Consider the following 14,510-nt stretch of genomic DNA (forward strand, 5'->3'; position numbering starts at 1 on the left):
GAGCCGGCCGAACTCGGCATATGGGCGGTTTTCCTGACACGCGCACAAATGCCCGCCCGCGTGCGAGCGTTCATCGACGCATTGCGGGGACGGCTGCTCGCCGGCACAACTGCGAAATTGACGAAGGCCTGATTTGGTGGGCTTCAGAATGCGCTGGAGTTGGGAGGACGTTCACTGGATGGTTGGTGCTGCAGAGAGTGGGTCATGAGATCTCCCCAGAGCCTGCCGGCGAACCAGGGAGTGCCGTCTTCTCACCAGTTCCTTCGCTGTCAGAGAGGACACGATAGCGGGCCAGATCGGGGTCGCCGTCCACGTAGAGCCCGATGAAGCCGCGGTAGCCGAAGTCGTCGCGGAGAAGCGTGAGCAGTCGATCCAGATCCTTGTAAGTCCGATCTTGCTTGTCGCCCCATGTCCGCAGCGGCAGAAACTCGCGGCGCCAACTCGGCCGGACATAGGCTAGGTGTTCGGGCTCATCCCCATTCGTTTTAGTAACGATGAGGATGTTGCGCAGGTGTCCGCCGCTTTGCAGCTCCTGCCTGATTTCCCCCTCCTGTAACCCTTTCGCCAAAGGCCGCTCCCGCATGCTGATCGCCCAAGGGCGAGACCTCAACGCGGACAGACTTCCTGGCTCATGCCAACCCGCAGTCGCTTGGGCGATGCACGGACCAGAAGATCCGAAACGAGTCACGTCATAACGAAATCTGCCGCCCGCTCCGTGTTTACCAGCGGAGGGGGGGTGCTTGCGAGCGGACAATGAGACGAAGCGCTCTAGCAGCAAAGGAGGCATTTTCATAACTACGAGTTCTGTTATCTATTAGATGATGCTCCCACCTCACCCTTTTATGCTGTCCGCGCCGCAGCGACATGCATCAGGCTAATAATTGAGAATAAATATGTTTTTTCAACATTCGCACGCCATCACGAGAAGTTTAATAGATCGGCGATGAAAGCGTTTTTACAAAAACGCCATTGAGATATCGGAGATGCGCCGTGCCAAGGCTACTCTGCATCGAAGCCTCGCTGCGCGGATCCGAGTCGATCTCGAATCAGGTCGCGGCCTCGGGATCAGCGGAGTTCGACGTCACGCGTCCGGCCGCATATGCCGCACACCTTTCATGTACCGGGCCCTAGCATGGCTACAGGTGTGAAAGGCGATCGACGAAGTCGGAGCATTCCTGGCAGCCGGCAGCGCCGCGGCATCGAAGGCAAGCAGTCGAATATGAAAGGCTGGTGACTGAAGGCGCGTCGCAGAGCCCAGCCACGGCCTTGTCGTATCGCGCAGCATTACACGGCGCGCGTCGCAGTTGCGCTTCGTGCTCCGTGTTTCGGTTTGACCCATGAAGGAGATATTGCGATGACACAGCAAAGTGACCAGGAAGTAAGCCCCCCTTGGGATGCCGCGCGGGTAAACCTGACCTCGAAAGAGCTTGCCTCTGGCGTGTTCGCGGTCATGCCTGACGACGTGCTCGCCAAAGACCACGTCGCCACGACAGCCGGCTTTGTGGTCGGAGAGCGGAGCGTTCTCGTCATCGAGTCGATGCTGAACGGCGATCTCGCCTCGCAGCTCATCGGGCTCGTGCGCCAAGTGACGACGAAACCGATCCGCTTCCTCGTCAACACGAGCTACCACGGTGACCACGCCTACGGGAACTTCCTGTTCCCCGACACCACTGTCGTCATCCAGCATCCGGCGACCAAGCGCTACATGGATGAAAATTTCGAGGATGATCGCCGTTTCATGATCGGCCTTATGGGTGAGGGGAAGGGCATCGAACGTGTGCAGGCGCGAACCGCCGATATTGCCGTCGCTGACATGGTCAGTGTCGATCTCGGTGGCCGCACCGTCGAGGTGCGCCACTTCGGGTTTGCCCAGACGCCAGGCGATCTCGTCGTGTGGACGCCCGATGCCAAGGTTCTTTGGGTCGGCAACATGATTCAGGCACCGTCACCCGCTCTTCCCTGGCTTCTCGAAGGCCGACACAAGGAGACGATCGCGACCTTGACCCGAGTGCGCGACTTCCTGCCGGATGACGCTACCATCATTCCCGGCCACGGCCGGCCGATGCGTCCCGCCGATATCGAGTTCCCGCTTCGCTATCTTCGCGAGCTCGATAGCGCGGTGCGCAAGGCGATCGAAGAGGGGCGATCGGTCGAGGCAACGCTCGAGGCGGTCGCCATGCACGATTATGGCGAATACAGTCTGTTCGATTGGGCGCATAACATGGTCAATGTCCCAGCTGCCTATCATCACCTGCGAGACGGCAACGGAGGGGCCTAGCGGGGCAGGGCGAGCGGCAACCGCCCCATCACGAAGTCGGGAGTTCGCTCGCGGACACAGGATCGTCGCTCTATCTTCGCGGGATGTGTAGAGCGGAGATCGAACATGGCAAAGTCGGCGCTTGTAGTGGGTGCCAGTGGCATCGTTGGCAACAACCTTGGCCAGCATCTCCGCAATCAGGGATGGCAGGTTTATGGCCTGGCGCGCCGTCCTCCGGGCGATATCGCCGGCATGGTCGCCGTGGCCGCCGACCTCCTGGATCCGGCCTCCCTTCGCGCTGCACTGCAAGACCTGCGACCTACGCATGTTTTCATCAGCGCGTGGTTGAGGCAGAACACCGAGGCGGAAAACATCCGGATCAATTCGGCGATGGTGCGCAATGTGCTGGGCGCTTTGTCGGTGACCGGTTCAGTCGAGTACGTGGCGCTGGTAACCGGGCTCAAGCACTATCTCGGGCCGTTCGAGGCTTACGGTAAAGGCGCTCTGCCCCCGACACCCTTTCGCGAGGACCAGCCGCGGCTTGATGTCGAGAATTTCTATTACGCGCAGGAAGATGAAGTGTTCGCGGCGGCGAAACGTGACGGCTTTGGCTGGAGCATCCATCGGCCACATACGATCATCGGCTATGCGATCGGGAACGCCATGAATATGGGCGCGACGCTTGCAGTCTATGCCACGATCTGTCGTGAGACCGGACGGCCGTTTCTGTTTCCGGGTTCAGCGACCCAGTGGAACGGGCTGACGGATATGACGGATGCCCGGCTGCTGGCCCGGCATCTGGAATGGGCAGCCAGCACAGACAGCGCCCGCAACCAGGCTTTCAACGTCGTCAACGGCGATATCTTTCGCTGGAGCTGGATGTGGACGCGGTTGGCCGATTGGTTCGGGCTCCAGCCGGCGCGATTCCCGAGCAAGGGCATTCCGCTTCAGCGTCAAATGGCCGATGATGGCGCGATCTGGACTGACATCGCCCGCAAATATCGTTTGGCCGAACAAGATCTAAACGTGTTGACGTCGGCATGGCACACCGACGCCGACCTCGGTCGTCCGATCGAGGTCGTGACCGACATGAGCAAGAGCCGCAAGCTGGGATTCCTCGACTATCAGGCGACAGACGAGAGTTTTTTTGACCTGTTTTCCCGACTTCGCGAGATGCGAATCATACCTTGAGCGATGCGCGACTGGCTGGCATTGGGGCGGGTTCTAAGCAAAAAGTCCGCGAAGCGAGCTCAGCGCGGCCAGCGTTGAACGCACACCGAGATAGCCGGCGGGCGACACCGAAAGCAGTTGACCCGAGGCGAATTAGAATGCCTCGAATTGCGCCGGCCCCAAACCGGCGGTACGACCGTGTTCCGATCAACCGTCAACCATCCCGCGGGGTCTGCCCTCCTTGCTGTCGCGTCTCGCCGTGCTTGTCATGCTGTTCATTCTGGCGTTCGTCGGCGCGGCGAGCGCGGAGACGAGCGATGTCGAAACCACGTGGCGGCTGCTGGACTACATCGCGGTGGATTACGGTGGCGCCGTCTCGCATGGTGCGGTGTCGAGTCCCTCCGAATATGCCGAGCAGCAGGAATTCGCGGCGACCGTCGCGGCGAAGCTCGCGGCGCTGCCGCCCAAGCCGGAGCGGCAAGCACTGCTGACAGAGGCCGCGCGCCTGCAGCGCGCCATCGCCGCCAAGGCCGAGCCCGAGCAAGTCGCAGAGATCGCCCATGGCCTGGCCGCTGCGTTGCTTGCGGCCTATCCGGTGCCGCTGGCACCGAACAAGCTTCCCGACCTCGCGCGCGGCGCGACATTGTTCAGTCAGAACTGCGCCGCCTGCCACGGCGAGGCCGGCGATGGCCATGGGCCGGACGCAGCCAGGCTTGATACGCCGCCCATCGCGTTCACGGACGTCGAACGCGCTCGTCAACGCAGCGTGTTCGCCCTCTACCAGGTGATCACCCAGGGGCTCGACGGGACCGCGATGCCGGGCTTCGACAGTCTGCCGGTCAATGATCGTTGGGCTTTGGCATTCTACGCCAGTCGTTTCGCCTTCTCCGACGCCGCCGCGTCCGAAGGCGAAAAGTTGTGGAAGCAGGATGCTTCGCTTCGCCGGCTCATTCCCGATCTGAAGGCGCTGGTCGGGATGACGCCCGCGGCGCTCGCAAGCAAGATCGGGCAGGACAAGGCCGACGCTCTCATGGCCTATCTGCGGCGTCATCCCGACGCGGTGATGCCGCAGCAGGCCGGCTCCCTGTCACCGGCGCGCGGCCGTCTGACCGAGAGCCTCGCGGCCTATCGTGCAGGGGACCGCAAGCGCGCCGGCGAACTGGCCTTGTCTGCCTATCTCGATGGATTCGAGCCGGTCGAGCCGGCGCTGGCCGCGCGCGACCGCACGCTCATGGAGCGGATCGAGGGGGCGATGGGCGACTACCGCGCCGCCATCCAGAGCGGAGAGAATGCCGATGCGCTCGCTGGTCGCATCCAAGTCATCGACGTTCTTTTCGACGATGCGGAAGCATCGCTCTCGCCCGATGCCGCAAGCGGCCTCTCGACGTTTCTCGGGGCGGCAACCATCCTGCTGCGCGAGGGACTGGAAGCGCTGCTGATCGTCGTCGCGATGATCGCCTTCCTGCGCAAGGCCGAGCGGACAGAGGTCATGCCCTACATCCACGCGGGTTGGATAGGCGCCCTTGTCGCCGGTGTTGCAACCTGGGCCGTCGCGACCTGGGTGATCGGAATCAGCGGCGCAAGCCGCGAGCTGACTGAGGGCTTCGGCTCGATCTTCGCCGCCGTCGTCCTGCTCTCGGTCGGCATCTGGATGCACGGCAAGGCCCAAGCCGACCAGTGGCAACACTACATCCGCGAGAGGATGGCGAAGGCATTGTCCGGCAGCTCGGCCTGGCTTCTGTTCGGGCTCGCTTTCATCGTCGTCTATCGCGAGGTGTTCGAGACGATCCTTTTCTACGCCGCGCTGTGGACCCAGGGAAATGGCGGGACGATCGTCGCAGGCGCATTGAGCGCTTGCGCCGTGCTGGCGGTCATCGCATGGGCGATGCTGCGCTATAGCCGCAGGCTGCCGATCGGCAAGTTCTTCACCTACAGTTCGTGGCTCATGGCGGTTCTGACCGTCGTGCTGGCCGGCAAGGGCATCGCTGCCCTGCAAGAGGCCGGCATCGTCGGCATCGCACCATTGCACGCCGTGCCACGCATCTCGTGGGTCGGCCTTTTCCCGACCACGCAAACGGTCGCGGCCCAGGTCCTCATGATCGCGGCGCTGGCTGTCGGCTTCGCCCTCAACCGCCGCAAGGTCGCTTAAGCGCGCAAACGCGGCCTTCCGGGACCGGATTTAACGCTCGCGCTCGGAGATCTTGCCGTAGAGCCAGCCCGTCGTGACGCCGAGGAGGCTCCAGAACAATAGTCCGGTCAAGGCGACCGCGACGACGAACTGGTGCGAGAGCGAAGCCGGTACCTCGCTATGCCCCTCTGGCGCGACCGGCGCGCCGACCAGATGCGGAAGTGCGAACAGGGCAAGCCCAAGAACGGCAGCCCACGCCTCGCGCCGGAACGCCAGAAGATAGAGCGCGGCTGCCGTCGATCCAGCCGCGAAGATCCACCACAATTGTCGTGCGGTCAGATCAGCCACGGGAAGGCCCGGCAGCTCCGGCGGCAGGCCGAGGCCGGGCGCGGCCACGAACACGACGAAGCCGCCAAGTCCCCAAAACAGACCTTCCCTCCAGGAGACTGGCCGCTGCCGGATCGCATAGATGCCGGCAAGAATCAGCGCAAAGCCGATCGCCGTGAGGATGTTTGCCCCAACCGTCAGCGCGTTGCGCTGGAAGCCCTCTTCCGGCTCCCACTCCGCCTCATGATGATGCGCGGCATCGCTGCCGGCGCCCGTATGCTGATGTTGCACGTGAGCGGCGGCCTTTTCGTAGACTTCGCTCTTTTGGATCAGCGGCACCGTCGTGAAGAATTGGCAGGCGGAGACCACGGCGCCAACCATCAGCCCGGCCAGAACAGCCGAGAACACGATAGACCGGAAAACCTGCATCGATCTTCAGTGGCAGGGGAAGGCGTTTGCGTGGCGCACGTCGTGGGCGGCGTTATGGACGGCGCTGATGTGCGAGAAGCCGACCATTCCGACGACGAAGACGCCGAGCGCAATAGCAAGCAGAGCCTGCGCCAGCACATTCGAACTGGTCACCGCGACGGGAATGTTGGCGGACTGCGACGTTTGCATCTTGAAACCTCATTGAGTCTCGCATTCTAGCGGACCACTGATGGCGGCGCGACGAAATTTTTCAGCTGGCGCCTGACGTCGCGGCTGTTGATGTTGAAGTTCACCGTCTGTTCGATTTGCGCGCGCGCGATCTTTTCAAGCGCAGCCGCGGCAAAGACGTCCCGGTACTGTTGGTAGAAATTGATGCTTTGCTGCGCCGAAGGCTCGGAGCCAAGCAGGGCGCGGAAGGCGCGGCGATGAATGACGCAGAAACCCGCATGCCCGGGAGGGCGAAAGGCCAATGCGTCGAGATCGTTTCGCCAGACAGAATCAATACTCATCGATGGGATGTGCAGGAATGGGCGATTGCCGGCCGCATGATCTGTCCAAGCGTTGCTTCCTTGCCGTCATATTGACGTGATAACGTACCGATGCCAAGGTGCCGAGCGGTAGTGCCCGCAAGGGCTGATCAAAGGGAATGCGGTGCGTCCGTTGCGACGGGCAATTCCGCGGCTGCCCCCGCAACTGTAGGCGGATAGTCGACGATCAAATACGCCACTGGAGTCCGTTTTGACTCTGGGAAGGTGATCGGAGACCAGGACCCGCAAGCCAGGAAACCTGCTACCAGTCATGGTCACGCGTGGCCGCGTCGGGCGGGGTGCTCCGATGTCGGAAGAGTAGCCGGTGCTTCTGCCGCTTGGGCGATGGCAGAACGCGAGGCTCCGCGGTGACGTGTTGTCGCTTCGCCGCTGAGCACTGTAGTGAACATTCATAAGAATCGTGGGGGCCTCAGGCAGCTCCATCTTTGCGCCGATTCCGATCGAGCCGGTGACCCCGCCAGGATGCGGCGGAATACGGCCCTTGTTGCGCCGCTCACGCTTGCTCTCCTCTCGTCGGGCTTTCTGTCGTCCACGGCGTCGGCCCAAGGCATGGGAGCGCCGGGCGAAGCGCTGAGCCCGATCACGGTCTCGCCGCCGCCGAAGCCAAGGCCGGATCGCAATGTCGTCCCCGCGCGGCAGGACGGCAGGCGGACGGCACGCGTCGCCGGCCGCCCTCGCGCGTCCCGAACGAGCACCGCGTCCCCGGCCAAGCCGGCCAGCGAAGCTGCTCCGACGCCGCTCAATGGAAACGTCGTGACCGAGGTCGGCTCGCGGCTCGGCCTGACGGCGCGGCAGACGCCGGCGGCGGTCGAGGTCATCGACAAGAAGACCATCGAGGATCTGGGACTTCGGACCACGACCGATGCCGCCAAGGCCGCGGTTGGCGTGACCGGCGGCGACGCGCCGGGAGCGCCCTCGATATTCTCCATGCGCGGCTTCACCGGCGACCAGATCAACACGCTCTACAACGATATCAAGATCGGTCCCTCAACGATGACGGGCCGTCCCATGGACACGGCCAATCTCGACCGGGTCGAAATCCTGAAAGGGCCCTCGTCGCTGTTGTCCGGCATCGGAGCAACAGGCGGAGCTGTCAACTACGTGACAAAGGCTCCGACCACCGGACCGATCGTCAACGACGCGTTCACGTCAGTCGATTCCTTCAAAGGGTATCGCGCGGGTTATGGTTCGGGTGGCAGCACGCTGATCGACGGTTTGGACTATCGATTCGACGCCACGTATGCGAACGACCAGGGCTTCATCGACGATACATTCTCGAAGCTGACCGACGTGTCGGGTCAGCTCAACTACCGCGTCACCAACAATTTCAGGGTCTGGGGCGCGGCCGAATACAAGCAGGACAAGGATCGCTTCTACTGGGGCACGCCCCTCGTGCCGGCCAATGCGCCCGGTGTCATCCCGACCGTCGGAATCGTCTCGGGTCTGTGGACCAACTACTACCTGAATGGGCACACGGGTACGCTCAACCCGGTCACGGTCGACGCGCGCACGCTGAACACGACCTACAACGTGCTGGACAATCACAGCGGGGCAAACGAACTCTGGCTCCGCGGCGGCTTTCAGTGGGACATCACCAGCAATGTCTCGCTCAGGAGCCAGGTCTACGGCTACGATGCGCACCGGCACTGGTTCAACAACGAGATCAACTCGTTTGACGATTCCGGGCCAAACAACGTCTACCGCGAACGGTTGGCACTCGATCACGCGCAACGGCTGTACGGAAACATCACGGACCTGACCGTCAACTCGGATATCGGCGGGATGGACAATCGCTTCGTTGCCACGGTGGCGGCGAGCAGTCAGCAGTTCAATGTCTCGCAGGACACGCTGTTCTTTTCGGATATTGTCGAGCTGATCAATCCGGATCGAGGTCTCTACGGTCCCCGCAGCGACGAGAAGATCTATACGCATCTCGACAATGTTTCGCTGGCCTTCGAGGACCGTCTCAAGGTGACCTCGACCTTTGCCTTGATCGGGGGCATCCGCTTCGAGGAGATCGATCTGGCGCGCACGCGGTTTTCTCCGGATAGGGTGCTGCGAACGGATCGCGGCTATCCGTTCAGCAAGCCCTTCAATCCGGTCACCGGACGAGCCGGATTTACCTGGGACGTTGCGCCCGGCGTGATGTGGTATGGACAGTATGCCACGGCGGCCGATCCGACTGTCGCCAATATCTTCATCCTCGCGCCGCAAGTGCCGCTGCTTCTGACGACGTCGCGGACGTATGAGACGGGCGTCAAGCTGCTCAGTGCCGACAGGAAAATGGAGGCCACGGTGTCGCTGTTCGATATCGAGCGGCAGAATGTCTACGTGCCGGAGAGCGGCATCACGTTCAATGTCGCGGGCAAGATCAGGACCAAGGGTATTGAAGTCGCGGCGGCCGTGACCCCGATCGACGGACTGAAGCTTTGGGGCAACGCCGCGATCGTGCAGTCGCGCTTCGTGAATTTCAGCTATGTGGACGAAGCCGGAGCGTTCCAGTCGTACTCCGGCATGACGCCGCCCAACGTGCCGAACCTTGTCGTCAATGCCGGCGCGTCGTATCGTTTTGCGACGCCATGGCCGGTCGAAATCGGCACTTTGGTACGTCACGTCGGCGATCGCTTCAATTTCCAGGACAATCTCGTGACGATGGATCGCTACACGATCGCGGACGTCTATGCCTTCATCGACCTGCCCAAGGGATACTTCCGCGATGTCGAGCGGACGCGGATAACTTTCCGCGTCAAGAACCTGACCGACAGGCGGTATGCCGCATGGGGCGATCCCGGTTACACCGATCAGGTCATCCTAGGCGCACCGCGCAGTTATGAGCTGGCCGCCTCGTTCAAGTGGTGATCTTCAGCATGATTGCGGCGCAACGTCTGGCGAGGCAGCATCGATGAGAACGGTATGAGCGAGCGCAGCTCCCGCGATATCTCAGGTGTCATCGTGTGCCCGCTGAGCCAGCTAGCGCAGCTCGCCCGCGGAGCCGGCCCGTTCGCGCTGCTGTCGCTGTTTTCGCCGGGCCACGAAAGGTTTGATTGCTCCGCGTTCGACTGCAGGCGCCAGCTCGATCTGTCGTTCCATGACATCGTCGAACCGCGGCCGGGACTTGTTCCGCCAAACGCCGAAATCGTCCGGTCAATTATCGATTTTGGCCGGAACGTCGGTGAAGCCAGAGTGATCGTCAATTGCTTTGCCGGAATCAGCCGGTCGAGCGCGGCGGCTTATATTCTCGCTTGCGATCGAAATCCCGGCCTCGAGCGGGAGATTGCCGAAGAGCTTCGCCGGCGTTCCGTATCGGCCACGCCGAACCGGCTGATGATCTCCATTGCCGATGGCCTGCTTGGACGAGGCGGCGACATGGTGGAGGCGATCGCGAGGATCGGCCGTGGCGCCGATGCGTTCGAGGGAACGCCATTTGTCCTGCCGCTCAATTGGCCGTCGGTGTCGACGCCGCGAGCGCCAGCAGGAAGCTGATCTCGAATGTTTGCACGATGGCGCCGAGCACATCGCCTGTGTAGCCGCCAATCGATCGGCGTGACCAAAGCGCGAGCGCCGCCGCGATCATCGCGCCGCAGACCGCGCTTCCGAACAGCGGCAAAAGAAACACTGGTGTGAACGTTGCGATCAATGGTGCCGATGCGAGCGCGAGCGTGGCGCCGGCGAAGCAATATTCGCTCCCTCGCAGAGGGGAGTGCGAATAGCTGACCTTCATTGCGCTGGTGTCGCCGGCATAGTTCATCCTGTCGATGACCGGCAGCAACGAGGCGCGCGAGGCTGCGCCACTGACCAGCAATGCGCCGGCGGCCATCGAAGGCGGCATGAGCGCGAGTGCGGCAACCCTCAGCGCAACGCTGAAGATGAGCGCGAGCGCGCCGAAAGTCCCGATGCGGCTGTCTTTCATGATCGCGGTGCGCTGCTCGGGCGTCCAGCCGCCGCCGAAAGCGTCCGCCGTATCGGCAAGGCCGTCCTCGTGCAGGGCGCCTGTCACGACGCTGCCGGCCAGCACCGCCAGCAGCGCGGCGATGGTCGGTCCCCAGAGAGGGCTGGCGAGCAGAAGGACGGCCGCGGAGACGAGCCCGACAAGGAAGCCGACCGCCGGAAAGAATTTCAGCGACCGCGCCAGCCATTCGGAATCGGGACGGTCATCCGACGGTCCGATCGGCAGGATCGTCAGGAAGCGCGCCGCGTCGAAGAAGCGTCCTGGACACATCTTAGAGCCGTCCGGCAAGGACGTCCTCGAGATCCGCGACATCGGACAACAGGCGCGAGGCGGCCCGGACCAGCGGGACCGCGAGCAGGGCGCCGGTCCCCTCGCCAAGCCTCATTCCCAGATCGAGCAGCGGCTGTGCCTCCAGGCTTGCCAGGACGGCTTGGTGTCCCTTCTCCGCGGACCTGTGGGCGAAAATGCAATAGTCGCGGGCGGCCGGAGCGAGTCTGACCGCAGCGAGTGCTGCGACCGAGCAGATGAATCCGTCGATGATGACGGGACGGCGTCGCGACGCGGCTCCGAGCACTGCGCCGGCCATCATCGCGATCTCGAGTCCGCCGAACTCGCGCATGACGTCGATCGGGGCCTGGGCATCGCTGCGATTCGCGGCCTTGTGGATCGCAGCCCGCTTTCGTGCCATGCCCGGTTCGTTCTGGCCCGCTCCCATGCCGATGCAATCGTCCAGCGGGGCAGGTGCCAATCGATGCGCCAGCAGCGCCGAAGACGCGCTGTTGCCGATACCCATCTCTCCCAGCGCGAGGATGTCATTGCCGGCATCGATCTCGGCCACCGCGATATCGTGGCCCGTCGTCAGCGCCACGCTCACCTCCCGGTCGGACATCGCGGGCTGTCGGGCGGAATTTGCGGTGCCAGGCCGGATCTTGCGTCGGATGAGACCGGGATGCGCCGGCAATTCGGCCGCGACCCCTGCATCGACGACACGGATGCCGACATTGGCGGCGGCGGCAAAGGCGTTCGCGCTGGCGCGCCCCGCCAAATAGGTCGCGACCATGGCGGCTGTGACCGTCGAGGGATATTGCGAAACGCCTTCCTCGGTAATCCCATGATCACCGGCAAAGACCAGCAGGACCGCCCGTTCGAATTTTGCCGATGACGGATGCGCGATCATTCCGAGCTGCGTGGACAAATCTTCGATACGTCCAAGCGATCCCCGCGGTTTCGCCTTGCCGTCGATCCCGGCACGTATCGCCGCGGCAACGGCGGGATCGAGAGCGCTTATGGCAGGGGCCTGCCAGGTCGTTTCGGCGGTCATGGAATCCTCGATGCCGGCTCTAAGTGACCCAAGCAGGTCAGCCGGTCAACCGTGGTTGACCAGGACCGGCCTGGCGGCTAGCGTGCTCATGATGGTCCTTCGTTCGCGAAGGTGAAAAGGGAAGCCGGTGCGAGTTCGCTCAATGCCGGCGCTGCCCCCGCAACTGTAAGCGGCGAGCCATAGCCAAAGCCACTGGAGTATCCGGGAAGGCGGCGAAAGGCTAAGACCCGCGAGCCAGGAGACCTGCCATCGCGCATTGTGCTTTGGAGGCTCGTCGGGCGGGGTGCACCGGACGAGGCGAGTTGGATGACGATTGGTCATCGGACGCGATCCGACAAAGCTCGCGGCTGCTGCAGCCCGTAACACGAGCGACAGGATGGATCGCGAAGATCTCGATAGGATGGCCGGCGAGCTGCCGCCCGCAGAGGCGTCATGCTCCCAGGCCGCGACGCACGACGTGCCGGTCGTGAGCATCTGCATCACCTGCAAGACCGCTGACGGAATTCTGGTCGGCCCGGACCTGTTCGAGGCCGTGAAGGCGGCTGCCGACCGCATGGGCGCGGATGTGCAATTGCGCCGTGTGCAATGCCTGAGCGTCTGCAAGCGCCCGACGACGGTCGCCGTTTCCAGCTCCGGCGGATACACATTTCTGTTCGGCGACCTCCAGGTCGAAGCCGCGGACGATCTCCTGTCGTTCGTGCAGGCATATCAGGGCGCAGACTATGGACTGGTGCCGTGGCGGCAGCGCGCGGAAGTGCTGCGCAAGGGCATCGTTGCCCGGATACCGCCGTCGCGCTGGTCGCCTGACGATGGAAGCGCGCCCAAGTGACGGGACTGTCGACGACATTGGTGCTCGGCGGAGCGCGTTCCGGAAAGTCCACCTTTGCCGAGGGAATGATCACCGATTGCGGCCTGGCGCGGCTCTATCTCGCGACAGCGACGATCGGCGACGAAGAGATGCGTCAGCGCGTTGACCGTCACCGTGATCGACGCCGTGGCGACTGGACGACGATCGAGGAGCCAATCGCTCTGGTCGACCGGTTGGCGGAGCTGTGTCGTCCTGATCGTGCCATCCTCGTCGACTGTCTCACGCTTTGGTTGTCGAACCTGATGCTCGCCGAGGGCGATTTCGAAGCCGAAGCGGCTCGCCTCGCGCAGTTTCTTGGCGAGGCCGCCTGTCCGGTCGTTCTCGTTTCCAACGAGGTCGGGCTTGGCCTCGTCCCGGACAACCCGCTCGGCCGGGCATTTCGCGATGCCCAGGGCCGCCTCAATCAAAAGGTCGCAGCCGCGGTGCCAAACGTGGTGTTCGTCGCGGCCGGTCTCCCGCTATGGCTGAAGCGCTGCAAGGAGTTCTGACAATGTCTCGTGTTCCCGTCACGGTGCTCACCGGCTTTTTGGGTGCCGGAAAAACCACCTTGCTCCGCTCCCTGCTGACGCAGGCCGATGGCCGCCGCATCGCGGTCATTGTCAATGAGTTCGGCGACGCCGGGTTTGACGGAGGTCTCGTCGAGGAATGCGCCGCCAAGACCTGCGCTCCCGGAGACATCGTCGAACTCACCAACGGATGCATTTGCTGCACGGTCGCGGACGACTTCGTCCCGACCATGGACAAGCTCTTGACGCGCGAAAAGCCGCTCGACGCGATCGTCATCGAGACCTCCGGCCTCGCGCTGCCGCAGCCGCTGCTCAAGGCCTTCGCATGGCCGGCGGTCCGCACCCGCGCCACCGTCGACGGGGTCGTCACCGTCGTCGATGCGCTCGCTCTGACCGAAGGGCGGATCGTGCTCGACGACGATTTGGTCGCGGCCCGGCTTGGCGACGCCAAGCCGATCGATCACGACGATCCCGTCGAGGAGGTGTTCGAGGATCAGCTCGCCTGCGCCGACCTCGTCGTGCTCTCCAAGAGCGACCTTGTCGCGCCCGCCGCGCTCTCCGACATCGAGGCGCGGCTTGCGGCGGCCTTGCGGCCCGGCGTGCGCGTCGTTCGCTCACGCGGACATCTCGCGCCAGAAATTCTGGTCGGCATGGGCGCAGGCGCCGAGAATGATCTGGCCGCGCGGGTCGGTCATCACGACGAGGAGGAGGAGCACGATCACGACGACTTCGACAGCATCGTCGTTCGACCATCCGCGGCCGCAAGCATCGACGAGATGCGCGGGCGCGTCGGCGATGCGCTGAGCCTTCCGGGCGTGCTGCGGGTCAAGGGCTATGCCCGAATTGCGGAAAAGCCGGCGCCGATCGTGGTTCAGGCCGTCGGCGGCCGCGTCGAGCTGGCATTTGCGCGGCCCGACGCCAGGCAGGGCGAGCATCTCGTGGTCATCGGGCTCAAGGGCTTTGACGCCGGCGCGGCGCGGCGCATCCTGTCGACGTAACCGCCCGGG

General features: G+C 63.4%; 14 protein-coding genes and 2 riboswitches. Of the genes, 8 read left to right on the plus strand and 6 right to left on the minus strand.

What is annotated here, in order from left to right:
- Positions 1–202 precede the first annotated feature (202 nt).
- A complete protein-coding gene (locus tag JQ553_RS33600; protein WP_212504370.1) occupies positions 203–568 on the minus strand; it encodes a hypothetical protein in 366 nt (121 codons plus the stop codon).
- Positions 569–1,354: 786 nt separating this feature from the next.
- On the opposite strand from JQ553_RS33600, the gene JQ553_RS33605 reads away from it, so the two are divergent.
- The 3 genes from JQ553_RS33605 to JQ553_RS33615 all read left to right on the plus strand — a co-directional run bounded on the left by JQ553_RS33605 (position 1,355) and on the right by JQ553_RS33615 (position 5,576).
- On the plus strand, positions 1,355–2,278 hold the full coding sequence (locus JQ553_RS33605; RefSeq protein ID WP_212504371.1) for an MBL fold metallo-hydrolase: 924 nt from the start codon (positions 1,355–1,357) through the stop codon (positions 2,276–2,278).
- Positions 2,279–2,383: 105 nt separating this feature from the next.
- Complete coding sequence (locus tag JQ553_RS33610) at positions 2,384–3,448, plus strand: SDR family oxidoreductase (protein WP_212504372.1); 1,065 nt, start codon at positions 2,384–2,386, stop codon at positions 3,446–3,448.
- Positions 3,449–3,695: 247 nt separating this feature from the next.
- Positions 3,696–5,576: an FTR1 family protein gene (locus JQ553_RS33615; protein ID WP_212504396.1), complete on the plus strand. Its 1,881-nt coding sequence runs from the start codon at positions 3,696–3,698 to the stop codon at positions 5,574–5,576.
- 30 nt (positions 5,577–5,606) lie between these two features.
- Here JQ553_RS33615 and JQ553_RS33620 read toward each other — a convergent pair whose 3' ends face one another.
- The 3 genes from JQ553_RS33620 to JQ553_RS33630 are packed head-to-tail and all read right to left on the minus strand — an operon-like array spanning position 5,607 to position 6,820.
- Complete coding sequence (locus tag JQ553_RS33620) at positions 5,607–6,311, minus strand: CbtA family protein (protein ID WP_212504373.1); 705 nt, start codon at positions 6,309–6,311, stop codon at positions 5,607–5,609.
- A 6-nt stretch (positions 6,312–6,317) separates the two neighbouring features.
- Positions 6,318–6,500 carry a CbtB domain-containing protein gene (locus tag JQ553_RS33625; RefSeq protein WP_212504374.1) on the minus strand — a complete coding sequence of 61 codons (183 nt, stop codon included), beginning with the start codon at positions 6,498–6,500 and terminating at the stop codon, positions 6,318–6,320.
- 26 nt (positions 6,501–6,526) lie between these two features.
- A complete protein-coding gene (locus tag JQ553_RS33630; RefSeq protein ID WP_212504375.1) occupies positions 6,527–6,820 on the minus strand; it encodes a hypothetical protein in 294 nt (97 codons plus the stop codon).
- Positions 6,821–6,912: 92 nt separating this feature from the next.
- Positions 6,913–7,120: riboswitch (cobalamin riboswitch) on the plus strand.
- Positions 7,121–7,321: 201 nt separating this feature from the next.
- On the opposite strand from JQ553_RS33630, the gene JQ553_RS33635 reads away from it, so the two are divergent.
- Both JQ553_RS33635 and JQ553_RS33640 read left to right on the plus strand, forming a co-directional pair.
- Positions 7,322–9,718, plus strand: a complete 2,397-nt coding sequence (locus JQ553_RS33635) for a TonB-dependent siderophore receptor (protein WP_212504376.1) — start codon at positions 7,322–7,324, stop codon at positions 9,716–9,718.
- A 54-nt stretch (positions 9,719–9,772) separates the two neighbouring features.
- Entirely contained in the window at positions 9,773–10,342 is a 570-nt protein-coding gene (locus tag JQ553_RS33640) for a tyrosine phosphatase family protein (RefSeq protein ID WP_212504377.1), read from the plus strand.
- Here the strand turns inward: JQ553_RS33640 and cobS are convergent.
- The gene (gene cobS, locus JQ553_RS33645; protein WP_249144838.1) at positions 10,296–11,096 is read right to left on the minus strand and encodes an adenosylcobinamide-GDP ribazoletransferase; all 801 of its coding nucleotides are present in this window, start codon (positions 11,094–11,096) and stop codon (positions 10,296–10,298) included. The two genes, JQ553_RS33640 and cobS, sit on opposite strands and share 47 nt — an antisense overlap.
- On the minus strand, positions 11,080–12,129 hold the full coding sequence (cobT, locus tag JQ553_RS33650) for a nicotinate-nucleotide--dimethylbenzimidazole phosphoribosyltransferase (RefSeq protein WP_212504378.1): 1,050 nt from the start codon (positions 12,127–12,129) through the stop codon (positions 11,080–11,082). The genes cobS and cobT overlap by 17 nt, the downstream gene beginning before the upstream one ends.
- A gap of 75 nt (positions 12,130–12,204) precedes the next feature.
- A riboswitch (cobalamin riboswitch) is annotated at positions 12,205–12,395 on the plus strand.
- A gap of 110 nt (positions 12,396–12,505) precedes the next feature.
- Between cobT and JQ553_RS33655 the strand changes: the two genes are divergently transcribed.
- The 3 genes from JQ553_RS33655 to cobW are packed head-to-tail and all read left to right on the plus strand — an operon-like array spanning position 12,506 to position 14,501.
- Entirely contained in the window at positions 12,506–12,958 is a 453-nt protein-coding gene (locus JQ553_RS33655; RefSeq protein WP_249144840.1) for a DUF1636 domain-containing protein, read from the plus strand.
- On the plus strand, positions 12,955–13,485 hold the full coding sequence (gene cobU, locus JQ553_RS33660; protein WP_212504379.1) for a bifunctional adenosylcobinamide kinase/adenosylcobinamide-phosphate guanylyltransferase: 531 nt from the start codon (positions 12,955–12,957) through the stop codon (positions 13,483–13,485). Before JQ553_RS33655 ends, cobU begins: the two co-directional genes overlap by 4 nt.
- Positions 13,486–13,487: 2 nt before the next feature.
- Entirely contained in the window at positions 13,488–14,501 is a 1,014-nt protein-coding gene (cobW, locus tag JQ553_RS33665; protein ID WP_212504380.1) for a cobalamin biosynthesis protein CobW, read from the plus strand.
- Positions 14,502–14,510 lie beyond the last annotated feature (9 nt).

Origin of the sequence: Bradyrhizobium lablabi (assembly GCF_018131005.1) — a bacterium.
GTDB lineage: Bacteria > Pseudomonadota > Alphaproteobacteria > Rhizobiales > Xanthobacteraceae > Bradyrhizobium > Bradyrhizobium lablabi_D.

Excerpts from the sequence above, each read along its gene's own strand:
- JQ553_RS33605 (WP_212504371.1), top strand. The coding sequence starts at position 1,355 with ATGACACAGCAAAGTGACCAGGAAGTAAGCCCCCCTTGGGATGCCGCG.
- JQ553_RS33610 (WP_212504372.1), top strand. The coding sequence starts at position 2,384 with ATGGCAAAGTCGGCGCTTGTAGTGGGTGCCAGTGGCATCGTTGGCAAC.
- JQ553_RS33615 (WP_212504396.1), top strand. The coding sequence starts at position 3,696 with ATGCTGTTCATTCTGGCGTTCGTCGGCGCGGCGAGCGCGGAGACGAGC.
- JQ553_RS33620 (WP_212504373.1), bottom strand. The coding sequence starts at position 6,311 with ATGCAGGTTTTCCGGTCTATCGTGTTCTCGGCTGTTCTGGCCGGGCTG.
- JQ553_RS33625 (WP_212504374.1), bottom strand. The coding sequence starts at position 6,500 with ATGCAAACGTCGCAGTCCGCCAACATTCCCGTCGCGGTGACCAGTTCG.
- JQ553_RS33630 (WP_212504375.1), bottom strand. The coding sequence starts at position 6,820 with ATGAGTATTGATTCTGTCTGGCGAAACGATCTCGACGCATTGGCCTTT.
- JQ553_RS33635 (WP_212504376.1), top strand. The coding sequence starts at position 7,322 with ATGCGGCGGAATACGGCCCTTGTTGCGCCGCTCACGCTTGCTCTCCTC.
- JQ553_RS33640 (WP_212504377.1), top strand. The coding sequence starts at position 9,773 with ATGAGCGAGCGCAGCTCCCGCGATATCTCAGGTGTCATCGTGTGCCCG.
- cobT (WP_212504378.1), bottom strand. The coding sequence starts at position 12,129 with ATGACCGCCGAAACGACCTGGCAGGCCCCTGCCATAAGCGCTCTCGAT.
- JQ553_RS33655 (WP_249144840.1), top strand. The coding sequence starts at position 12,506 with ATGGATCGCGAAGATCTCGATAGGATGGCCGGCGAGCTGCCGCCCGCA.
- cobW (WP_212504380.1), top strand. The coding sequence starts at position 13,488 with ATGTCTCGTGTTCCCGTCACGGTGCTCACCGGCTTTTTGGGTGCCGGA.